Origin of the sequence: Chlorobium sp. N1, assembly GCF_004332115.1 — a bacterium.
Taxonomy (GTDB): Bacteria; Bacteroidota; Chlorobiia; order Chlorobiales; family Chlorobiaceae; genus Chlorobium.
Window position 1 is genome coordinate 12099 of the sequence record NZ_SJPA01000004.1, and the last position, 22152, is coordinate 34250.

Annotated in this window: 20 protein-coding genes; 17 read left to right on the forward strand and 3 right to left on the reverse strand. The window is 66.1% G+C overall.

Annotation, left to right across the window (positions count from 1 at the left end; genetic code table 11):
* Nucleotides 1-73: 73 nt before the first annotated feature.
* The 16 genes from E0L29_RS06695 (at nt 74) to E0L29_RS06770 (ending at nt 17955) form a co-directional block, all read left to right on the forward strand.
* Complete coding sequence (locus tag E0L29_RS06695; RefSeq protein WP_131356673.1) at nt 74-826, forward strand: glycosyltransferase family 2 protein; 753 nt, start codon at nt 74-76, stop codon at nt 824-826.
* Between the two features lie 99 nt (nt 827-925).
* Nucleotides 926-2368: a mannose-1-phosphate guanylyltransferase/mannose-6-phosphate isomerase gene (locus E0L29_RS06700; protein ID WP_207387759.1), complete on the forward strand. Its 1443-nt coding sequence runs from the start codon at nt 926-928 to the stop codon at nt 2366-2368.
* A 4-nt stretch (nt 2369-2372) separates the two neighbouring features.
* Complete coding sequence (locus E0L29_RS06705; RefSeq protein WP_131356675.1) at nt 2373-3722, forward strand: phosphomannomutase; 1350 nt, start codon at nt 2373-2375, stop codon at nt 3720-3722.
* A 110-nt stretch (nt 3723-3832) separates the two neighbouring features.
* Nucleotides 3833-5680 (forward strand): glutamine--fructose-6-phosphate transaminase (isomerizing), encoded by a 1848-nt coding sequence (gene glmS, locus E0L29_RS06710; protein WP_131356679.1) that lies wholly within the window; start codon nt 3833-3835, stop codon nt 5678-5680.
* A gap of 160 nt (nt 5681-5840) precedes the next feature.
* Nucleotides 5841-6413, forward strand: coding sequence for a hypothetical protein (locus E0L29_RS06715; protein WP_131356703.1), 573 nt, complete (start codon nt 5841-5843; stop codon nt 6411-6413).
* A 25-nt stretch (nt 6414-6438) separates the two neighbouring features.
* Nucleotides 6439-6840 (forward strand): hypothetical protein, encoded by a 402-nt coding sequence (locus E0L29_RS06720; protein ID WP_131356705.1) that lies wholly within the window; start codon nt 6439-6441, stop codon nt 6838-6840.
* Between the two features lie 35 nt (nt 6841-6875).
* Nucleotides 6876-7748, forward strand: a complete 873-nt coding sequence (locus tag E0L29_RS06725) for an archaeosortase/exosortase family protein (RefSeq protein ID WP_131356707.1) — start codon at nt 6876-6878, stop codon at nt 7746-7748.
* Entirely contained in the window at nt 7738-8460 is a 723-nt protein-coding gene (locus E0L29_RS06730) for an exosortase-associated EpsI family protein (RefSeq protein WP_165498843.1), read from the forward strand. Before E0L29_RS06725 ends, E0L29_RS06730 begins: the two co-directional genes overlap by 11 nt.
* Before the next feature lie 155 nt (nt 8461-8615).
* The gene (locus E0L29_RS06735) at nt 8616-9311 is read left to right on the forward strand and encodes a PEP-CTERM sorting domain-containing protein (protein ID WP_131356713.1); all 696 of its coding nucleotides are present in this window, start codon (nt 8616-8618) and stop codon (nt 9309-9311) included.
* A 156-nt stretch (nt 9312-9467) separates the two neighbouring features.
* Nucleotides 9468-10826: an EpsD family peptidyl-prolyl cis-trans isomerase gene (locus E0L29_RS06740; protein ID WP_165498844.1), complete on the forward strand. Its 1359-nt coding sequence runs from the start codon at nt 9468-9470 to the stop codon at nt 10824-10826.
* Nucleotides 10827-10835: 9 nt separating this feature from the next.
* Nucleotides 10836-12842 (forward strand): sensor histidine kinase, encoded by a 2007-nt coding sequence (locus E0L29_RS06745; protein WP_131356720.1) that lies wholly within the window; start codon nt 10836-10838, stop codon nt 12840-12842.
* The gene (locus E0L29_RS06750; RefSeq protein WP_131356723.1) at nt 12770-14824 is read left to right on the forward strand and encodes a 7TM-DISM domain-containing protein; all 2055 of its coding nucleotides are present in this window, start codon (nt 12770-12772) and stop codon (nt 14822-14824) included. Before E0L29_RS06745 ends, E0L29_RS06750 begins: the two co-directional genes overlap by 73 nt.
* Nucleotides 14825-14880: 56 nt before the next feature.
* On the forward strand, nt 14881-15597 hold the full coding sequence (locus tag E0L29_RS06755) for a response regulator transcription factor (protein ID WP_131356726.1): 717 nt from the start codon (nt 14881-14883) through the stop codon (nt 15595-15597).
* Nucleotides 15598-15741: 144 nt separating this feature from the next.
* Nucleotides 15742-16401 (forward strand): fibrobacter succinogenes major paralogous domain-containing protein, encoded by a 660-nt coding sequence (locus E0L29_RS06760; RefSeq protein WP_131356729.1) that lies wholly within the window; start codon nt 15742-15744, stop codon nt 16399-16401.
* 63 nt (nt 16402-16464) lie between these two features.
* The gene (locus E0L29_RS06765) at nt 16465-17031 is read left to right on the forward strand and encodes a fibrobacter succinogenes major paralogous domain-containing protein (protein ID WP_131356732.1); all 567 of its coding nucleotides are present in this window, start codon (nt 16465-16467) and stop codon (nt 17029-17031) included.
* 114 nt (nt 17032-17145) lie between these two features.
* Nucleotides 17146-17955 (forward strand): hypothetical protein, encoded by an 810-nt coding sequence (locus tag E0L29_RS06770; protein WP_165498845.1) that lies wholly within the window; start codon nt 17146-17148, stop codon nt 17953-17955.
* Nucleotides 17956-18180: 225 nt separating this feature from the next.
* Here E0L29_RS06770 and E0L29_RS06775 read toward each other — a convergent pair whose 3' ends face one another.
* Nucleotides 18181-18543 (reverse strand): hypothetical protein, encoded by a 363-nt coding sequence (locus tag E0L29_RS06775; protein ID WP_207387760.1) that lies wholly within the window; start codon nt 18541-18543, stop codon nt 18181-18183.
* A 221-nt stretch (nt 18544-18764) separates the two neighbouring features.
* Here E0L29_RS06775 and E0L29_RS06780 point away from each other — a divergent pair, with 221 nt between their 5' ends.
* On the forward strand, nt 18765-19403 hold the full coding sequence (locus E0L29_RS06780) for a tetratricopeptide repeat protein (protein WP_165498846.1): 639 nt from the start codon (nt 18765-18767) through the stop codon (nt 19401-19403).
* An 82-nt stretch (nt 19404-19485) separates the two neighbouring features.
* Here E0L29_RS06780 and E0L29_RS06785 read toward each other — a convergent pair whose 3' ends face one another.
* Both E0L29_RS06785 and E0L29_RS06790 read right to left on the reverse strand, forming a co-directional pair.
* On the reverse strand, nt 19486-20835 hold the full coding sequence (locus E0L29_RS06785) for an EpsD family peptidyl-prolyl cis-trans isomerase (protein ID WP_165498847.1): 1350 nt from the start codon (nt 20833-20835) through the stop codon (nt 19486-19488).
* Between the two features lie 41 nt (nt 20836-20876).
* A complete protein-coding gene (locus E0L29_RS06790) occupies nt 20877-21974 on the reverse strand; it encodes an NF038122 family metalloprotease (protein WP_131356741.1) in 1098 nt (365 codons plus the stop codon).
* Between the last annotated feature and the right edge of the window lie 178 nt (nt 21975-22152).

The window sequence follows — 22152 nt, forward strand, 5'->3', positions numbered from 1 at the left end:
TGCGTGCCCGTGCGTTCAGCGTGTGCTGTTGTCTCATCGTGGATGTTCACCCTTTGAGCGGTACGTTGCTAGCATGGTAAAGATCTCTGTCATTACCGCCGTCTATAACCGGGTCGGTACCGTGGCCGGAGCGGTCATGAGCGTGAGACGGCAGTCGTATGCCGCCGTCGAGCATGTGGTCGTCGACGGCGCTTCATCTGATGGTACTGCCGCGCTGCTGAACAGCATGGCCGATGAGCGTGCGCACGATATGCAGTTCCTCAGTGAGCCCGACGGGGGGATTTATGATGCGCTCAACAAGGGGTTTGCGCTCTCATCGGGCGAGGTCATCGGTCTCATGCATTCGGATGATTTCTTTGCCGACGATTATGTTTTGGAACATGTCATGGATGCGTTCAAAGATCCTTCCGTTGATGCCGTCTATGGGGATTTGGATTATGTCGATAAGGACGATTCCTCAAGGGTGGTTCGCCATTGGCAATCCGGTCCGTTTCATCGCTCGCGGCTTTCCTGGGGCTGGATGCCGCCGCATCCGGCCCTTTTTCTTCGCCGCCGGGTGATTGAGCAGTGGGGCGGGTATGATACGTCCTACCGTATCGCTGCGGATTACGACGCCATTCTGCGCTATTTCAGTAAAGAGGGGTTTCGTGCGGCATATATCCCGCGCGTGCTCGTCAAAATGCGCGTGGGGGGAGAGAGCAACCGCTCGATTGGAAAAATCCTCTTGAAATCAGGGGAGGACTACCGCGCGTTGAAGAAGAGCGGTGTGGGTGGTCTCGGGGTGCTTGCCTGCAAGAATCTCGTGAAGATCGGCCAGTTTTTTTAGTTGTTGTTGCTTGTTTGTTCTTCCTGCCCTCCATCCCTTCCTTCCCCCCCCCCTCCATCCTCCATCCTCCAGAATTATTGCAAGATGATGCATTCCTCGATGCCTGGGCCCGTGTTGATTCCGGTCGTGCTTTCCGGCGGTGCGGGTACCCGGCTCTGGCCGGTCTCGCGTGAAGGCCACCCCAAGCCGTTCATGAAGATGGCCGACGGCGAAAGCCTTCTCTTGAAGACCTATGCCCGTGCGGCAAGACTCGCCTCTTCCGGGGAGATCGTGACCGTGACCAATCGCGACTACTTGTTCATGTCGGGCGACGAGTTCGCCCTCTTGGCGGATGCGGCGGGCTGCAAGGCGCGCTACATCCTCGAGCCGTTCGGCAGGAACACGGCGCCGGCAATAGCGCTGGCGGCCTTCCACGTTGCGGCGGAGTACGGGGAGGAGGCATGCATGCTGGTGCTCGCGGCCGATCATCTGATTGCCGACGAGGAGGCCTTTGCGGCTTCCGTCCATCTAGCGGCGGCGCTGGCCGAGGAGGGGCTGCTGGTGACCTTCGGCATCGTGCCGGAGGGGCCGGAGACCGGGTACGGCTATATCGAGGCCGGAGACCGGGTCGGTGCTGGGCGCAGGGTCCGCCGGTTCGTCGAAAAGCCGGATGCCGGCACCGCGGCGGCCTACGTCGCTTCGGGGGAGTATTTCTGGAACTCGGGCATGTTCTGCTTCAGGGCGGGGCGGCTGCTGCAGGAGCTGGCGGAGCATGCGCCCGAAGTGTTCGGGGAGGCGAAGGCGTGCTGGGAGGAGATGCTCCGGCAGCCTCGCCCCGGCGATGAGGCGTTCGAGATCCCGGCCGGCGCATTTGGGCGGGTGCCCGGCATCTCCATCGATTACGCCTTGATGGAGCGCTCGAAGAATATTGCGATGGTGCCTGCCGCGATCGGGTGGAGCGACATCGGTTCCTGGAAAGCGATCAGCCAGCTGGTCGAGCCCGACGGGGACGGCAACCGGGCCGACGGCGAGGCGGTGTTCGTGGAGACGAGCAACACCTTCGTCTCCAGCCGGGATCGGGTCGTGGCGGCGGTCGGCCTGCAGGACCTGCTGATCGTCGATACGCCGGACGCCCTGCTCGTGGCCCATCCCGACAAGGCCCAGGAGGTGAAGGCGGTCGTCGGGAGACTCAAGGAGAACGGCCACGATGCGCACAAGCTGCATCGCACGGTATCGCGTCCCTGGGGGACCTATACGGTGCTCGAGGAGGGTCGCGGGTTCAAGATCAAGCGCATCGAGGTCAAGCCCGGCGCGTCGCTCAGCCTGCAATTGCACCGGCACCGAAGCGAGCACTGGGTGGTCGTCAGCGGGGAGGCCGATGTCGTCAACGGTGAGCGGTCGCTGCGGGTGCAAACGAACGAGTCGACCTATATTCCCGCAGGGCACAAGCATCGGCTGGAGAATCCGGGCGCCGAGACCCTCGTCATGATCGAGGTGCAGAGCGGCTCGTACCTCGGCGAGGACGATATCGTGCGTTTCGAAGACCGGTACGGGAGGAACTGATCCTATGGAGCTCAGCGCATTCAAGGCCTACGACATCCGGGGAAGGGTTCCCGAAGAGCTCGACGAAGGGTTCGCCTACCGGCTCGGGCGGGCGTATGTCGAGAAGTTCGCGCCGGCTTCTGTGCTCGTCGGTCACGATGCCCGCCTGGAGAGCCCGGCGCTTGCCGCCGCCCTGGCGCGCGGGGTGAGGGAGGGCGGCGCCGATGTCGTGGACATCGGGCTCTGCGGAACCGAGGAGGTGTATTTCCAGACCTTCCACCGCAAGACCGGCGGGGGCGTCATGGTCACCGCCAGCCATAACCCGAAGGGGTACAACGGCATGAAGCTGGTGCGGGAGGGTTCGAAACCGGTCAGCGGCGACAGCGGCCTGCACGACCTTCGGGAGATGATGCGCGAGGGGGGATTGGGTGAACCCTCCCGAACGGGTCGGCTGTTTGCCGAACCCGATAAGGGGGTCTATGTCGAGCATCTGCTCGGCTATGTCGACCGGGCGGCCCTCAGGCCGTTGAAGATCGTCGCCAATCCGGGCAACGGCTGCGCCGGCCCGGTTGTCCGCCTGCTTGAAGCCCGTCTGCCCTTCGAGTTCGTCCTCGTGCAGGAGGAGCCGGACGGGGAGTTCCCGAGCGGCATCCCGAACCCCCTGCTTCCCGAAAACAGGGCGGCCACGGCAGAGGCGGTCGTCCTGCACGGAGCGGACTTCGGGATCGCCTGGGACGGCGATTTCGACCGGTGCTTCTTTTTCGATTCGAAGGGTAGGTTTATCGAGGGCTACTACCTCGTGGGACTGCTTGCCGAGGTGATGCTGCGGAAGCATCCGGGCTCGAGGATCATCCACGATCCCCGCCTCTGCTGGAACACGATCGAGCAGGTTCGGGCGGCGGGCGGCGTTCCCGTCCAGTCGAAAACCGGCCATGCCTTCATCAAGGAGCGGATGCGTGCAGAGGATGCGGTGTATGGCGGGGAGATGAGCGCCCATCACTATTTCAGGGAGTTCGCCTATTGCGACAGCGGGATGATTCCCTGGCTGCTCGTTGCCGAACTCGTCTCGAAAACCGGCAGATCCCTTGCCGAGCTGGTCGAGGCCCGGATGCGGGCCTTCCCTTGCAGCGGGGAGATCAACTACCGAGTGCTGGACGCCGCGGCGGTTATTTCTCGCATAGAGGCGCGCTACGCAGCCGAGGCGCTGCGGCTCGATCGGACGGACGGGCTCAGTATGGAGTTCGAGGGGTGGCGTTTCAATCTCCGCTCATCGAACACCGAACCCCTGCTCCGGCTGAACGTCGAAACCCGCGGCAGCCTGGCCCTCCTCGATCGGCAGGTGGGGGCGCTCGAAACCCTTATCCGGAAAGGCTGAACGGCGGGGTTTGCGCCGAAGGGGGTTTCCTGTTGCTTCGCTCCGCTTCCCCTTTGTCTGGAGCCGCACACTCTGCGGCGTGAATTTCCACTGGTAAACTGATTGTTCCTATGTGTGGTATCGTTGGCTATATCGGCAGCCGCAAGGCTGCGCCGTTGCTCCTGCAGGGGTTGAAGCGTCTCGAGTATCGGGGGTACGACTCGGCCGGGGTTGCGATGCCGGGCGAGGGTGGGCGGCTCTGGGTGCATAAGCAGAAGGGCGACGTGGCCGCCCTCGAGGCCGCCATGGGGGCGTCGGGGGATGTTCCTCCGGCCACCATCGGCATCGGCCATACGCGCTGGGCGACCCACGGCGATCCGAGCGACAGGAACTCCCATCCCCACGTGAGCATGGACGGCTCGATCGCCCTGATCCACAACGGGATCATCGAGAACCATGCGGCGCTCCGCATCGAGCTCGAGGAGCACGGCTACCGCTTTATGAGCGATACCGATTCGGAGGTGCTGGTGCACCTTATCGACCATCTCTGGAAGCAGATTCCCTTCGCCGCCTTCGAGTCGGCGATCCGCCAGGCGCTCAGCGTGGTGGAGGGGGCTTACGGCGTCTGCGTGGTCTCGAGCCGCGAGCCCGACATGATCGTCGTGGCCCGTCACGGCAGCCCCATCGTGATCGGCATCGGGGAGGGAGAGTATTTCGTGGCCTCCGATGCGGCGCCGCTGGTGGAGTATACGCGCCGGGCCGTCTACCTGGCCGACGGCGAGATGGCCGTCCTGCGCCGCGACGGCTTCAGCGTGCAGTCGATCGGCAGCGTGAAGCAGGAGGCGGCGGTCGTCGAGCTCGACATCGAGCTCGAGGAGATCGAGAAGGGGGGCTACGAGCATTTCATGCTGAAGGAGATCTTCGAGCAGCCGGAGGTGATGCGGGACGTGATGCGCGGGCGGGTCCTTCCCGGCGAGGGGATCATCCAGCTGGGGGGCGTCAGCGGCTATCTGGCGGCCCTGCGCAGTGCGCCGCGGATCCATATCTGCGCCTGCGGCACCAGCTGGCATGCTGGGCTGATCGGGGAGTACCTCATCGAAGAGTTCGCGCGCATCCCGGTGGAGGTCGACTACGCCTCGGAGTTCCGGTACCGTTCGCCCCTCATCGGGCCGGAGGACGTGATGGTCGTGATTTCCCAGTCGGGGGAGACCGCCGATACGCTTGCCGCGATGCGGATGGCCAAAGAGCGGGGGGCTACGGTCCTTGGCATCTGCAACGTCGTCGGCTCGACCATCGCCCGTGAGAGCGATTGCGGAATCTACACCCATGCCGGTCCGGAGATCGGGGTCGCCTCGACCAAGGCGTTCAGTGCGCAGGTGGTGGTGCTGGCGATGCTCGCCCTGGCTCTCGGCAGGGGCCGTGCGCTCACGGAGGAGCGGTTTGGCGAGGCGGTGCGGGAACTGCACGAACTGCCCGGGAAGATGCGGCGCATCCTCGAGCGGCATCAGGAGGTGGAGCGCATTGCCGGGGAGTACGCCGGGGCCGATCACGCCCTCTACCTCGGGCGGGGGTACAATTTCCCCGTGGCGCTCGAAGGGGCCCTGAAGCTCAAGGAGATCTCCTATGTCCATGCCGAGGGCTATCCTGCCGCCGAGATGAAGCACGGCCCCATCGCCCTCATCGACGAGGAGATGCCGGTGGTGGTGCTGGCGCCCCAGGACGCCAACTACCGGAAGGTGCGCAGCAATATCGAGGAGGTGCGCGCGCGCGGGGGGCGGGTCCTTGCCGTCGCGACCGAGGGCGACAGGGAGATCGCCCGGGCGGCCGATCACGTCTTCTACGTTCCCGATGCCGCCCCCTTCATCGTTCCGCTGCTTTGCGTCCTGCCGCTCCAGCTGCTCTCCTATCACGTGGCCGCGCTGCGCGGCTGCAACGTCGACCGGCCGCGCAACCTGGCCAAGTCGGTCACGGTGGAGTAGTCCCGGTCGGGGTTTTTTCCCGGGGGGCGGGTTTCCTTTGCCCGGCGAACGGGAAAAAATGCGGGGTCGGCCGTGTTGGCGTATTTAGATCGTTCGTTCCTGCCGTACTTTGGAGAAAGAAGCAAGAGTTCGGCGGCATGAACTGAAAACGGCTGGTCGTATGCAAGAGAGCGCAACCTCGATATCCTCCATCCTCGGCGTCCTGCCGGTCCTGCCCGGCGAGTCCGACCGGGAGTACCAGAAAAGCCTGCAGTCGCTCCTCCTGGAGCTGGGCGCCACCTCTCCCCTGCAGGTCTACCTGGCCGAGAAGATCCACGAGTGCCTCTGGTGGATGCACCGCTACGCGCAGCAGAAGCGGGCGGCGGTCATCGCCGCGATGGCCACCTCGCGGCGGGACTTCTTCCTGAAGGACTCGCCCTCGGCCGAGCATGTGCGCACGATGCTGTTGGCCGATACGATCGACCAGAAGACCTCGCGGTTCTGCTCGGCCGGCGGCAACACGCTCGAGTCCACCCGCCAGGACGCGATGCGGCGTGGCCAGGAGGAGCTCGAGCAGCTCGACCGCCAGATCGCCCTGCAGGCCAAGATCCTCACGGGGCTGCAGAAATCCTTCGAGGTGGCCGTCAACCGCCGCACGAACGCGGAGCGGCTGCAACTGCAGAACGCGCTCCTGCGCCGCCAGCTCGCAGCAGCGGGGGCGCAGGCCGAAGAGGAGGGGGAGGGTGGCCGGTAGCGCGGGGCGGCGGGCAGCGAACCGGATGAACGCGGAGCGTTCGACCGGTCCCCGGAGCGGGGAGGGGAAGCGTCGCTCGGCGCATAACGCCCTGCGCCACGGCCTCACCGTGCCGCTTCTCTGTTCCGCCTGGGGGGAGTATCTGCCGAGGCTCGAGGCGCTCCTTCGAACCGAAGGGTTCCCGGAGCGGCGGGCCGGCTCGATGGCCGTCGCCCTCCTCAACTACGAGCGCGCCCTCAGCCATCAGCGCGACCAGTTCCCCTTGGAGCCGGGGGGCGGGGACGAATGCGCGCTCCGCCAGCTCGACCGCCATCTGCGCCGGGCGGCCAATCAGCTCTTCCAGCAGTGCCGGGAGTCGGCCCGTGAGGGGAGGGGGGGCTTGTGGGAGGATATCCGTATTTTACAAAACGAACCCATTGCGAGGTGAGCTTGCGTGGTGAGAAACCGGTTGGTGGAACTCGTATGAAGAACCCTGTTTGGCTGAGGCCCGCGTTCTTGCCGTGGGCGATGTACGCTGCGGCGTTTGTCTACAGTCTTGCCTCTGTCGAGTTTGAGCGGATTGTAGGACGGGCCGACTATGCCGCGCTCTTCGTAACGGTTGTGGCGGTCGTGTGGCTGGAGCGGGAGGCCGTGCTCGCTTCCCTCAGCGGAGAGGGCGGCGGGGCGGCGGCGGCGGGAACGGCGGCGTTTGTTGCGGGGCTGCTGTTTTTTCTGCTGGGCCAAACGATGCAGGAGGCGTTCACCTTGTCCCTATGGGGGCAGTTTCTCATGCCGGCCGGGCTTGTGGCCGTGTTCGCCCCCCGCAGGTATTTGGGCTCCGCCCGATTTATGGCGCTTGCCGGTACGGCGGTCCTCGTCGTGGCGATGGTGATTACACGCGTCCTTTCCTCGAACCTCGCCGTCACAATCGCATCTGCCGCGGCCTCGGTGCTCAACGCCGTGTCCGTTCCGGTCGTCTCCGACGGCGTGGTGCTCTATTTCGGGCCCTACAGCGCCGAGGTGACCGAAGGGTGTTCGGGGCTGCGTTCGATGTTCTCGCTCGCTGCGCTCTCGGTCGTCTACCTGCGCGACGGGGCGCATCGGGGGGGCTGGCATGTGGTGCTGCTGGTGGCGGCGGTGGTGCCGGTGGCCGTCGCGGCCAACCTCGGTCGGGTGGTGCTTCTGGTGCTGGCCACGCTTTCCCTGGGAGACAACTTCGCCCAGGGGCTGTTCCACGACGCGGCAGGCATCATGGCCTTCCTGCTGGCGCTCCTCATGCTCTACGGCGTCGACGGGTTTCTGGGACGTGTCTTTCGAAAGAACGCAAAGAAAAATGCAGGCAGGCATGCAGAATAAGAAAGAGACGGTGCTGGCTGTGGCGTTTTCCCTGGGCCTGCTGATTGCCATCGGACTTGCCGCGTTCGAGCACGTGCTTGACGATGGGATCAGTACTTCGGGCCGGGGGCCGGGAATCGAGCGGCTGGTGTCGACTACCCCTCCCGGCTGGGTTCCTGTCGGGGGGGCGGTCATCGATCCCGACGGGCTGGCGGCTGCCGAGCGCTCGTACGACCGGGTGGTGGGCCAGACGTATCGCAATGCCGACGGGCGGGTGGCGAGCGTTGTGATGACCTGGAGCGCGGACGGGGCGAGACGCAAGGGACATGTGCAGCAGGTGTGCTATCGTGGCGGGGGGTATGATGTGGGGCTGTCGCAACCGACGGAAGTTTCCCTCGGCGGTGCCCGCTCGCTCAGCGGGATGGCGTTCCGGGCTGAACATCATGGCGAAAACGAGGAGGTGTTCTACTGGCTCGTCACGGGCGGGGAGCAGGAACAGGGCTCCGATTTGGTGCCGAATGGCGGCATGCGGCTGCGATGGAGGCAGGTTGTCGCTAAGGTTCGGTACGCAGTGGCGCGAATATTTCATAGGGAGATCCCCGACAACCTCATGGTGCGCGTCTCGTGCCGGGTGCCTCCGGGGCGGGAGCGGTGCGGTGCGCATCTGGAGTTCGTGCGGGAGTGGATCGCCGCGCTCTCTCCGGGCGACCGGGAGCTGGTGCTGGGGCGGTGACGCATCGAAGGCGAAATTGTTTGTGTAATGAAACGGAAAATTCTTATTTTAGAAAAAATGAAGAGGTCAAGTAGCGTGGCAGGAGGCTGTGCGGCCGCTCGTAGAGGCCCGACGGTGATGGGTTGCAACGTGAATCCCCTTAAAATCCCCGGATAATGGATAAGATCAAGCAGGTGATAAGAAAAGGCGTGCTCGCCGCATGCATGGCGCTGGCCGGGACCCTTGCGACGGGCAGCGGGCTGCAGGCAGCTCAAGGTGATTTGATCAATATCAAGTTTAATACAACCTATACGGGTGCAGGGGCTATTGGCGACGGCAATGATATATGGAATATTGTCTACCAGACTGGAGATGCTTCCTCCTCAAAATACGATCTCAAAAACAGCGACAACACCACCATGACCGATGTGGATTTTTCCGCGACGTGGACGGGGTCGACCACTGACACTAACAATACCTTTGTCTCTAACATATACTCGGAAAACGCAAGCAGTACCATGCAGTTCAGCGGATTATCTGCTGGAGAGTACGACTTGTATATCTATACGCAAACGGGAGTCGACAACTTCGACTATTCCGTTGCGAGCGGGTCGTCATGGATGTCTACAGAGTCGATCACGGCCGGAGGGAACGCGTTCGATGTGGTGGTGTTGACGACAACGGTCGGCGACGATGGGCAGCTCTTGATCAACTATGGCGATACGGGAATTGACTACGTCAACGGCATCCAGCTTCTGCAGACTTCCGAGGCCGCACCGGTTCCCGAACCGGCGACGGTTATGCTGCTCGGCGTTGGCGGCATTGGCATCGCTTTCATGAGGCGGCGCCGGATGATGATGAAGTCGGCCTGACCGGCGGCGGGGCGCCTCGCAAGAGGCGCTTCACGTTTCGTTCCGTATCGGTATCGATGGTATATCCCTGAAGGTTTTCAGGGATTTTTCGTTCAGTCTCAAATTTTTCCGATTCAGGTGCCTCAGATTCGATTTTTCGGCAGCAAGCGTCCTGTCGTGCGCTGGTTTCCTGGCCTCCTCCTTTTTCTGGCGGTCCTCGGCGGGTGCTCCTCGCCCGCAACGCCTGCGTCTTCGAGTCGCGTTGCGGCTTCGGTGAACGGGGTGGAGATCACCGCGCGCGAAGTCGATTTCCTCTATGAGCGCGGGGCCGATCCCGGAGCCTCGGAGGCCGACCGGCTCAACCGCCGCCGCATGATCCTCGGCGGGCTGGTGCGCTCAGAGCTGCTCGCCCAGAAGGCCCGGGCCTCGAAGCTCGACAGGACTCCCGAATACATCCTCTCCATGCATACGGCCGAGCGGGGCGTGCTGGCCTCCATGGCCGAACGCCGGCTCCAGGACGGGGTCGAATCGGTCTCCCCAGAGGAGGCCCGGCGGGTCGTGACGGCCAATCCCTCATCCTTCGCCGAGCGCAAGCTTCTCGTCTACGACGAGGTGCTGCTCCCCGACGTCGACCTTCCCTTCCTCGACTCCCTGAACGCGATGGCCGGCCGGGGGGCTTCGTTCGAAGCGCTGATGCGGCGGGTCTCCTCCAGGAAGAAGGCCTACCGGCGCACGAAGCGGGCGCTCGCTTCCGAGCAGGTCCAGCCGGCGATCCTCAAGGTGCTTCTCGCCCAGAAGCCGGAGCGCCCGCTCGTCGCCCGCGTCGAGGACCGGTTCGCGATGATCCTCGTCCTCCACTCCGTTACATCGGCCCCGATCACCGGCGAGACGGCCGTCCGGGCCGCAAGCGGGAGCCTCGGTTCCGCCAGGCGTAAGGCCGCCGTCTCCAGGGGGGTCGCCGAGGCGCTCGACGGCGCCAAGATCGACTACTTCGGGGAGTTCGCGCCCGATGCCCGGCGCGACAGCCTGCTTGCGGCACTTCCGGAGCCGAGCGAGGCCCGCATCGGGTTCCGCCGCCACCGGCTGCTCAAGGCCGGCCTGGCCCTCTCCGGCGTCTTCGGCGTCGGCGTGCTCCTGCTCGTCTCGCTGCTCGGCATCGGGCGGGGTGCGCCGTGGTCCCCCTTCCCCGGGGCGCACTCCGGGAAGGGGGCGGGCATGCGGGCCATCGAGAAGTATCTGGTGGAGCGTCCCGTCCTCTCCCCGCTGCAGCGTGTGCTGCTCTTCGCGGTATCGGTCTCGGGGCTCGCCCTGCTCGGCTTCCAGCTCCTGCTCGTCTGGGGGAGCGCCTCGCCCCTCGAGCTTTTCGGTTCCGCCGCCGGCGGTTCGCTGGCGGGGTTCCTGGCGGGCCTCCTCTACGCCCGCCTGCCGCTCTCGCGCTGGGTGTTCCGCCGCGCTTCGCGCCAGATGCTCTCGCTCCTGCTCCTGCTGTTGATCCTCGCCGCCGGGGTCGCCTTCACCCGCTTCTCGTTCGGCTAGGCTCCGAGGGTGCGACCTTTCGCTCTTCTGCGGCCGCTGCGGCCGCTCCTGCCGCTTCTTCTCCTCCTCCTTTTTCCGTTCGGGGCCGGTGCCGCCGTGCCCGCCCTCGTCGTCGACCGTCCGGAAGGCGTGGCGCTCGGCGGCCATCTCGAGGCGCTGGAGGATCCTTCCGGCCGCCTCGGGCTTCCGGAGCTGCTGAAGGGCTCCGGCGGCCGGGTTTTCCGTCCGTTGCCCGGCGGGCTGCTTGCCGGGTATACACGCTCGGTCTGGTGGGTGCGCTGCTCGCTGCGTGGCGGGGCGGAATCCGAGCGGGAGGCGCGTCTTTTCCTCAAAGCGGAGCGCCCGGAACAGATGGAGGTGTTCGTGCAGCGGCCGCGAAGCGATCCCCGGCTCGCCTCCTCCTACCGCTCCTGGCGGTTCGGGCGGGGGGAGGCGGGTTCCGGCCCCGGCGAGCCTTCGGTCCCCCTCGAGCTCGATTCCTCCGCTCCGGTGCGGCTCTTCGTCCGGCTCCAATCCTCCACCCCCGTCGTCCTGGACGGTACAGTGGTGGCGCTCTCACGGGCTGCCGCCCATGCCGGCCGCGACCTCGTGGCGAACGGGCTCTTCCTTGGCGGGGCATCGGTCGCCGTCTTTGCCAGCCTCCTCTTCTTCCGGGTTTTCGCCGATTGGCGCTTCCTGCTGTTGGCTCTCTACGTCGCCGACATGTTCGTCTACTACATGGCGCTGCGCGGGATGGAGGGCTATCTCCTTCCGGCCGGGGGCTCCGGTTTCGTCTCCTTCTGGTTCCGCATCTCCGACGGGTTCGCGGCCCTCGTCTTCTCGCTGCTGGCCCATCGCCTCTTCGGCGAGCAGGCGCCCGGCTGGGCCCTTGCGGTGCTGCGCGGGGTGTCGGTGGCCGGAGCGCTCAGCATCGGGGGGCTCGCGGCCGGGTACGGGGCGCTTACGGCGCCGCTCTTGGCCGCATCGGTCTTCGTGATGCTGGTCGTCCTCTCCTGGGTGAGCGGGCGCATGCTTCCCCGCGTCTCGCGGTGGTGGGTGCTGCTCTTCCTGGCCTTTGCCGCCGCCGTCGTGCTCTATGTGCTCTACTTCCTCCGCCTGCTCGGCCTGGCGCAGCCTTCCGCGGTCTCCATGGAGGTCATGCAGTCGGCCTCTGCCGTGCAGGTTCTTTTCGTCCTGGCGTTCCTGGTGGCCGTCGTGCTGCGCCAAGGGGAGTCGCTTGTGGCAAGCGTCCGATCCGCCGAGGCCGAGGGGCGTCGGATCGCCGACGGGCTGACGGCACACCTGCGGGTGCGGCGGGGGCGGCTCGAGTCCTCGATCATCCGCCAGCACCAGGAGGGGGCGCGCCTGACGCGCTTCCTCGCCCTGCTCTCGCACGAGTACCGCACACCCCTGGCCATCATGCAGGGGGCCGTCGAGCTCTACGAGCGCCGCGGGGCGGAGGAAGCCGGGCTCCCCGTGCTCTCGAGGATGCGGCGGGCCCTCAGGCGGCTCATGGAGGTAATGGAGCGCTCGCTCGAGCGGAGCCGGCTCGGCGACGAAGGCGAGGAGCCGGCCTTCGGCCGGGTCGTTCTAGGGGGCTACGTGCAGAGGCAGGTCGAACTGGCCGGGGCGATGTGGCCGGAACGGCCGTTCCGCTTTTCGGAGGCGAGGTGCCGGGGGAGTGTTCGGGGCGATCGGGCGCTGTTGAATACGGCGCTCTTCAACCTCCTCGACAACGCCCGCAAGTATGCGGTGGCCGGTACCGAGGTGGAGGTCCGCTGCCGGCTTGAGGGGAGGGAGGCGGTCGTCGAGGTCCGGAACCGGGCCGTGGCCGCGGCGGCGGCGAGGGTTCGGGAGGCGGCCTTCGCCTTCGAGGGCGCCGGGCCGAACCTCGAATCCCGGAAGGGGGGCGCCGGGCTCTGGATCGTGCGGCGGATCCTCGTCCGCCACGGCGGCCGCCTCGAGTGCTCGTTTTCGGAGCCGGACGGGGTCTTGGTTTCGATGCGCCTGCCGCTCTCGGCAGAGGAGGGGCGGTGAGGGGGGCGCTGCTTGGGTGCTGGATGCTCCTGTGGCTCCTGGCGGCCGGGGAGGCCCGCTCGGCCCCGATCGTGCTCGGCAGCGGGGAGCGTTACGAGCTGGCCGGCAGTCTCGAGGTGCTCGAGGATCCCTCCGGCGCCTTAGGGGTGGCGGAGGTCGAAGCCGCCGCCCGGAGGGGAGGGTTCCGTCCGCTCCGGGGCGCGTTCAAGAGGGGGTACTCCCGCTCGGCCTTCTGGCTGCGCTTCAGCGTGGTCCGCACCGCGGGGTTCCCCCGGCGTTCGTGGCTGCGGCTCTCGCCGGCATGCCTCGAGCATATCGATCTCTACGTGCGTCGTCCCGGTGCCGGGAGGGTGGAGCTCGGCTGCGCCGCTCCGACTTGGCGCCGGCCGATGCTCCACCCCGAGCCGGTCGCGCCGCTCGAGCTGCCGCAGGACGAGCCGGTCGAGATCTACCTGCGCCTCAGGGGCACCACCTCCATCGGGCTCGTCGGCTCGATCCACACGCCCGAGGACTTCGCCCTCGCGACCGGCCGCCACCTCTTCTTCCAGTCGCTCTATATCGGCATCGCCACGCTCCTGTTCCTGCTTGCGCTGATGGTCCGGCTGGTTGCCGGGGTCCGATATTTCGGCTGGTTCGCCCTCTTCATTCTCTCGATCGTCCTTTCGCTGCTCGTCGTGCAGGGGATGGCCGTCTACGTGGCCCCCGCCTTCTCCGAGCGCTACATGCCGCTCTTGGCGCACCTTGTTCCGGGGGCGGCGATGGGCGCCTTCATCCTCTTCGTCCACTCCCTGTTCCAGGGGGAGCTCTCGGTGCCGGAGCAGAGGGCGCTGCGCCTTTTCCTCCTGCTCTCGCTCCTCTCCATGGCGGCCTATCCCCTCGGCGTCCGCCAGCTCGCCCCGGCCTTTCTCTATGGCTTCCTCGTCTCTCTTCCCCTTCTCTTCGCCCTCATGGTCCGGCTGGTGCGCCGCTCGCCCTCGAAGGCCCTGGTGGTGCTGATGTCGAGCGTGCTGAGCCTGCCGGGCTACCTGCTGTTCTTCCTGCAGCAGCTCGGCTACGTTTCGAGCTCGGCGGAGAGCCTCGAGGGGCTCCAGCTCTCCACCATCGCCCATCTCGGGCTGCTCTTTCCGCTGCTGCTGTTCTTCATGCGCGGCCGGCAGCGGCTGCTCGTCGAGTCCTCCGCCGAGACCGGGCGGCTCTCGACGGGGATCGCCCGGGAGACGAAGGCGGCGCTGCGTGAGACCAACGAGCGGCTGCTTCTCTCCCTGCGCCATCTGCGCCATCTGCGCCGGCAGTCCGACGGGCTCAACCAGTTCCTTTTGAGGGTGTCGCACGACTACCGCGCTCCGCTGGCCGTGATCCGGGGAGCCCTGGAGCTGCAGGAGAAGCTCCTGGAGCGAGCCGGCCGACCGTTCCCGGCGGAGTTCACGATCATGCGGCGGGCGGCCGACCGGCTCGAGGGGGTGATCGAGCGCTCGGCGGAGCGTGTGCTGCGGCCTGAAGGGGGCCGGCGCCTCCCGCCGGGCGGTGCCGGGCTGCAGGAGCTGCTCGAAGGAGCCGCCCGCGGGTTCGGGGCGCTCTGGCCGGAACGGGAGTTCCGGGTGGAGGTTGCCCTGCGCGGCCGGCGGGCGGCCGGCCGGACGGAACTCTTCGAGCATGCGCTCTACAACCTGCTCGACAATGCCCGGAAGTACTCCGAGCTCGGCACGCCCGTTCTGCTGACGGGATGCATCAGGGAGGAGATGGGCTGCATCAGCGTCGAGAACGAGGCGGCTGCATCCCCGGGCGACGAGCTCGAAGGGCTCTTCGAGCAGTACCGCCGGGGTCCGAACGCCGTCGGCCACGACGGGGCGGGGCTCGGCCTCTGGATGGTGCGCGAGGACGTCGGACGGCTGGAGGGCAGGGTGCGGATGTTCCGGCTGCAGGGGAATCGGATCGCCGTGGAGATCTCGGTGCCGCTCATCCGGGGCGCTGGGGATCTCTGAACGGTTGCGTTATATTGGAGGGAAGAGGAACAAGCAACCCCTAAGCGGATATTTCCATGGGATATGAAGCACATGCGGCGGAAGGGGGCGGTGCCGGGCTGAAGGTGCTGCTCGTCGAGGACGATTTCGACCTTGCCTTCTGCATCGAGGAGTACCTGGCCCTGGAGGGGTTCCGGGTCACGAAGGTGGGCTCGGCCCTGGCCTTCTACCGCGAGATCGACGGCGGGGAGTTCGATGTGGCGATTCTCGACCTCTCCCTTCCCGACCAGGACGGGCTGGTCCTTGCCCGCTACCTGAGGCAGAATACCCGCGTTCGGGTCGTCATGCTCACGGCGCGCTCCTCGATGGACGACCGCCGGATGGGCTACGAGGCCGGTGCGGAGATCTATCTCGTCAAGCCGGTCGATCTGCAGGAGCTTGCCGAGGCCGTCGCAAAGCTCGGCGGCCGCCAGGCGGACCCCGCCGGCCCCGCCTGGCGGCTGAAACGCGACGAGTGGGTGCTCATCGCTCCGGGCGGGGAGGAGGTCAACCTCACCTCGAAGGAGTTCGAGATGCTGCGCCTCCTCGGTGCGGCCGGAGGGGAGGTGGTAGGGCGGAAGGAGCTGCTCGGGGCGCTCGAGTATCCCCACAGCCAGCACGGGCTCCGCGCGATCGAGTCGCTGGTCTACCGTCTGCGCAAGAAGGCGGCCGAGGCGGTGCCGGGGGAGATCCTGCCGCTGAAGACCTCCCACGGGCTGGGCTACGCCTTCACCGCCCCGTTGGCGCCCGGCTGATTGCGGTGCCGGGCCGTTGAGGAAATTTGAGCATTTGTGTGTTGGCTGCGTTGCGTTCAGGTGTTACTATTGGGATGGTAGCATCGGCATGCTGTAGAGGCGGCCGTTGCGGCAGAGAATACCGAAGGAAGGAAAGAGTCGACTATGATCAAGCTTGCATTCGTTGCGGCAGGTAGCAGCATGCTGGTGCGTCCGCACCAGCCGGACGGCCCGCGGCGGCCGGAGGGCCCGCCTCCGACCATCGTCGTCGGCCGCCAGGAGTGGATGGCCGAGAACCTCCAGGTGCGTCGTTTCCGGAACGGGGACCCGATCGAGCTCGTCACCGACGGCTCGGCGTGGATCGAGGCCGACCGGCCCGCCATGTGCTGCTACGACAACGACGAAGGGCTCAGCGAGCTCTTCGGCTGCCTCTACAACGCCCATGCGGTGACGGACCCGCGGGGGCTCGCCCCGGAGGGGTGGCGGATCCCGACCGATGCCGACTGGCAGCAGCTCGTCGACGGGCTCGGCGGGCGGGAGTACGCCGGCAGCAACCTCAAGAAGAGCTGCGATCGGCTCTGGAAGGAGGAGAACTACAATGCGCGGGACGGGGTGCATTTCGGGGGGCTTGCCGGCGGCATGCGCAACCGCTACGGCGGCTTCGATTTTCTTCGCTCGTTCGGCTACTACTGGTCGTCGACGCCGATGAACGCCTCCCATCTCTGGTCGAGGCGGCTCTCCTATGCGGATCCCGGCGTCCAGCGGCTGGGAGCGGTCCTGCAGTCCGCCATGTCGGTGCGTTGCGTGCGCGACCTTGGAGCATGAGCGCCTCAGATGCAGAGAGAGAGAGAGACACGACACAGCAACGCAACCCGGGAGGCTTGAGATATGAGTGTACGGATCGGACATGAGGAGTGGATGGGGGAAAACCTCTCGACGCTGCGCTTCCGGAACGGCGAGGAGATCCCGGTGGCCGATGATGCCGCCGAGTGGGCCGCCATGGCGAAGGGTGGGGTGGCGGCGATGTGCTGGTACGAGGGCGAGCGGGCCGACGCCGGCGGGTACGGTCCGCTCTACAACGGTCATGCGCTCCAGGATCCCCGGGGGCTCGCTCCGGAAGGGTGGCGGCTGCCGACCGACCTGCAGATGCAGGCGATGATGGAGGAGCTTGGCGGCCGCGCTACGTGCGGCGGCCGGCTCAAGGCCGCCGGCTGGACCCACTGGATGTATCCCAATGCCGGGGTGAAAAACAGCAGCGGGTTCTCGGCCCTCCCCGCCGGCATGCGCGACATGTACGGCCAGGACGAGCACCGTCAGGCCTACGGGTATTTCTGGTCCTCGACCCTTTCGGGCGAAGGGCGGGCGTGGGCCTACCGGCTCGGCTATTTCGACGCAGAGGTGCAGCGCATCGGGGTGCCGCTCGGCACGGGGTTCTCGGTCCGCTGCCTGCGCTAGGCAATCTTTCCGGCAGGGTTGCAAGTGTGCCGGAAAATTTCGTAGGTTTCCCGTACTGGATTATCGCATCCGGCTCGTCCGGGCGCCCGGCTTTCGAACCCCCCTCCCCCACAGATGAAAGTACTGAACCGTTCGCTCCTGCCGCTCCTTATGGCCGCGGCCTTCCTCCTGCACCCGGCCGGCCGGGCACAGGCCGACGAAGCCGTCGTCAATGCGCCGGCAGTCGCCCTTCCCAACATCCACGGCAAGTCGCTCACCACCCCCGTCGGCTGGGGTGCGGCCTTCGGCAGCGCCTTCGTCGGCATCGGCGGCACCAGTCCGGCGCCCTACGCCGACAGAGCGGATGGGGGCATGGCCTTCGGCGTCGGCCTGGGCAACCCCGTCAAGCAGGTCGGCCTGCAGGTCAGCGCCAACGTGCTCGACCTCAGCGAGTTCGACCTGTTCTCCCTCTCCGCGGTCCTGCACCGCTACATCGGTTCGTCCACCTCGGTGGCGATCGGCGGCGAGAACATACTCATCTCCGACGAGGCCCAGTCCGACGGCAGCGCGAGCTACTACGTCGTCGTCAGCCGCGGCCTCACCCGCTGCAACACCCTTCTGAACCGGCGCACCATGACCTCGAAGCTGCACTACAGCATCGGCGTCGGCAACGGGCGCTTCAGCAAGAAGAGCCCGCTCGACGAGGCGAGAGGAAAGGGGAGCCGGGGAACGGCGGTATTCGGCAACGTCTCCTACGAGCTGTTCGACGCCTTCAACGTCGTCGCCGACTGGAACGGCGTGAACCTCAACGCCGGCGCCGCGAAGACCTTCCTCATCAACGATACCACGCCGGTCTCGCTCACGCTCGGCCTGGCCGACCTCACGGACTATTCCGGTGACGGTGTGCGCCTCATCGGCGGCCTCGGCGTCGGGTTCCTGTTCTAAGCGGCCGACCTTAACCCCCAACTCCTCTCGCACCATGAACGGAAAGCATCTTCTTGCCGGAACCCTTGCCGGGGCGGCGCTCATGGCCGCGGCTCCCGCCGACGGCCTCGCCGATCTCAGCGGCAACGCCTCGAACAACGTCACGACCTCGATCACCACCTCTATTTCCACCAACACCGTCAGCACCGGCGGGGCATCGGTGAACTGGATCCAGAGCGGCAGCTCCTATGTGTCCGGCGGAACGACCACGACCACGACTCCCACGACGACCACAACAACGACTCCCACGACGACCACGACGACCTCCAGCCCCTCCACGACCTCGTCGTCGACGACGGGCACGAGCACGACCTCGTCGTCGACCACGACCACAACGGATACGGGTACGACGTCAACGTCGACGTCGACGGGTACGACGGATACGGGTACGACGTCAACGGCCACGGGTACGACGGATACGGGTACGACGTCGACCTCCGATACCGGAACCGTTGGCACGTCGAGCGACAGCGCCACGGGCACGACGGACGGCGGCACGACCTCGACGTCCGAACCCGCTCCGGCCGAGACTGGCGAGTCGGCCGACACGGGAACGACGGCGGAAGCGGGTGCTGAAGAGCAGTCCGTCGAAACCACCGAGTCCGCCGGCGACGATAGCGGCGCTCCGGCCGATTCGGATCAGGACGGGGATGGCTCCAATGAGCGCAGGAGAGTAAAAAGGAACTGAGCTCCGACGCTAATCCTTACGGGGGCGCTCCGAAAATCGGGGCGCCCCTTTTTTTTGTCCGTAAATGTCGTATCCTATCTCCATGAAGCAATCCAGGCAGAGAAGACGAACGATATGGCGCCGGTTCCGGGCCGTGGCCGTGCTTGCCGCGCTGGCGGCGGGGCTGCTGGCACCGTCGGCGGGATCGGCCGCCCCGGCGCCCGGCCTTGAGGATCAGGGACAGCGGCTGGACGTCGCTCAGGGCGGCCTCTCCCCGCTCTCGAGCCTCGGGCGGACGTACTACGAGGGGGAGGGGGTCCGGCAGGACTATGCCGAGGCCCTGATGTGGTTCAGGCTTGCGGCCGAACAGGGGGACGCCGACGCCGAGAACTACCTCGGGGTGATGTACCAGTACGGCCAGGGCGTCGAGGCGAGTGCGCTCGAGGCGGTGCGCTGGTACCGGCTCTCCGCCGCCCGGGGGAACCGTTACGGCCAGGGCAATCTCGGGCTGATGTACGCCGCCGGGTACGGGGTGGAGCGGGACTATTCCGAGGCGGTGCGGTGGTTCCGGCGTGCGGCCGAGCAGGGCTACGTCCTTGCGCAGTACAACCTCGGGGTGGCCTATGAGCGCGGCCAGGGGGTGCGGCGGGATATGGGGAAGGCGATGGCGTGGTATGCCGAAGCCTGCCGGAACGGCTTCCGGCAGGGCTGTGAGGCCTTTCGGAAGCTCGGCGGGCGGTAGGGTCCGCAGAGGGGGAGGGCTCTCTCTCTCCGCTACGAAAGGAAAAGCCCGCCGGGGGAGTCCCGGCGGGCTTTTTGTGTGTTTAGGCGTGCAGGGCCAGTTTGGTGACGAGGGCGCTCATGGCCAGCAGCAGGAGCAGCACGAGGAGGGGGAGTGTGCGCCGCTTCTTCGTCAGGGGGCCGAGCGGGGAGAGGGCGAAGAGGTAGCTTCCGCCCACTCCGAGCAGCAGGCCGGCCAGTGCTCCGAGGGCGAGCACCCACCAGGGGGCAATGGGGGACAGCGTCAGGAGCATGTGCCCGATCGCTCCGGAGGCAACGACGCCGGCGAGGAACACCGCCGTCCGGTCGAGCGGGGTTGCTCTCCGCTGGTCGAGCGGGTTCTGGTGGTGCGGGGCGTTTTTCTTGAAGGGGAGCCATGTCTTCTTCTTGAGTACGCGCACGGCGGCCGACAGGAGCATCATGGCGAGCAGGAAGGCGGCGCCGATGGCCGCCGCCGCCTTCAGCCGGCGCATGTTCCTGGCGGCGATCTGCTGCTCGTTCTTCTGCGGCAGCAGGAGACCCGCTGCGGCGGCCAGGGAGGAGTCGGGGGAGTACTCGTCGTAATAGGTGATCTCCGAACCGTTGACGATCTCCTGCATCCTCTCCGAAAACGCCCTGGCCTGTTTCGCCTTCAGCCCGCCTGCTCCAGCCATCTGGACGGCCGCTTCGCCCTTCAGGGGGTCGGCCGCCACGTAGCGCTTCAGCAGGATGACGCCGACCTTGTCGTTGACGAGCATGATCTTCGGCCGGCCGAGTTCAGCGTTGAGCAGCACGTTGCGCAGCGCGGCCGGAATCGCGTCGGTGCGTGAGAGTTTTACCTGGCGGCGGTAGCCTATCTTCTTGGCCTCGAGCATCGCAAGCAGTTCCCGGAAGGATGAACCCGACGTGGCGGCCCGGTCGAGCGGCCCCAGCATGGCGGCGTCCGGGACCGGGAAGACCGCCTCTTCGTAGAAGATCGCCTTGCGGCGCAGGAAGATGTCGGGGTTGCGGGTGACGATGGCGGCTTTTTCGGACTGGTCGAGCTCCGGGACCGTCTCGACGATCTCGCGCTCGGCCAGGCCTGAAAGCATGGTGCGGTTGAGGGTATGGGTCGCCATGACGAACTCGGGCGTTCGGTCGAGTTTCATGTTCCTGGCCTCCTGGGCGAGCAGTTCGGCGCGCACGATGCCCGCCAGGATCCGGCGTTTCTGCAGCACGGCCACGGAGTCCGGCAGGGTCCTGCCGTTGCGGGTCCGCTCGAACTGGAAGTCCACTTCGCGTTTGGTGATTTCGACGCCGTTGACCTCGGCGGCGATCCGTTTGTTCGTTTCGTGCTCGGAACCCGACGAGCAGCCTGCGATGAAGAGGAGCGCCGTGAGGAAAAGCCATGCGGATTTGCCTGCGGATTTGTTCATGGTAATGGGTCGGTTTGTTGGAATTGTCGGGGATGGTGCCGTTATGCCGGGGAGGCCGCCCTTCTGCGTCTGGCGGCCATGACGAGGGTGCAGCCGACCGCCGTCAGCGCGATGGCGGAGGGTTCGGGGACGGGGGCGGCGCTTGAGGAGTAGGCCAGCCAGTCGACGTCCCATCCGATGACGTCCATGGCGATGAGGTCGGTGCTGGTCAAATAGAGCTCTTCGCCGGCCGCCGCGGTCGGGTCCATGATCCCGATCCCCTCGTCGTCGATCCAGTGGCTTGCCTGGTCGCCGTCGCCATCGGTCACCCCCGTCGAGAGCAAGGCGAGCTCCGTCTCTCCGCCGTCGATCGAGAAGTACTTCTCCGTTTCGCTTGTCGTCATGTCGATCACACCCTCCGCCAGGCTCTCGTCGGAATAGCGGTAGAGGTCCAGCGAGGTGGCCAGGATGTCGTTCTCGGTGTAGGTGGTGCCGTCGAGGAAGTCGACTCCGCTGACGAAGCCGAGCGCATGGCCGATTTCGTGCACGGCGACGCCGACGAAATCGTAGGATCCCGCATCGATGCCGTCCGAGGGGTCGTAGTCCCAGCTGAAGCTGTCGCTGAAGGTGATGGCGGCGTCGTACCCGGTGTAGGCGCTGAGGTCGTAGCCGAGGGCCATGGCGTTGGCCGTCGTCAGGTAGATCGAGGTGTTGTTGAGGTTTGCGTCGCTGCTGAGCGGGTTCACTTTGCTGTCGACATACGCGGTGGCGTCGCCGGGGTTGACGTACATGTTGAACCAGTTGGTGGTGGAGAGCGAGGAGACGGCGGTGGCGTCGTAGGTGCTCGACTGGTCGAGGTTCAGGAGGTCGTAGGTACCCGAATACGACGTGGTTATGCTGGCGCTGCCGGACTGGCCGAGTATGTTGGGGTCGAGGGTGGCCGTGCCGACCTGCATCGAGACGGTGACGTCGTCCGTCAGCCAGGAGGACCAGATGTCGCCGGCCGCTGTGAATGCACTGTTGGCTTCGGTGCTGCTTGTTCCGAGAAAGTCGAAGTCGAAGGTGAGGGCCTCGGCGGCGCTCGGCCATGAGAGGCAGGCCGGCAGGAGCAGGAGCAGGAACAAAAGCAGGACGGGGGCGCGTAGAACGGGATAATGCATATCGCTTGATGCGGCAAGGGTTGTTTACGAAGTGTCGTCGGTGCCGTTGGGGCGGTTAATATACGAAACTACGCAGTATTGTTCCAATATGGGGCAGCGGAGCTTCTCGTGAACCTCTTGGCCGTCTTGGCGTTTCGTCGGTTGCTTGGAAACGCGCGTGTTCCAGAGGGAGGCGGAA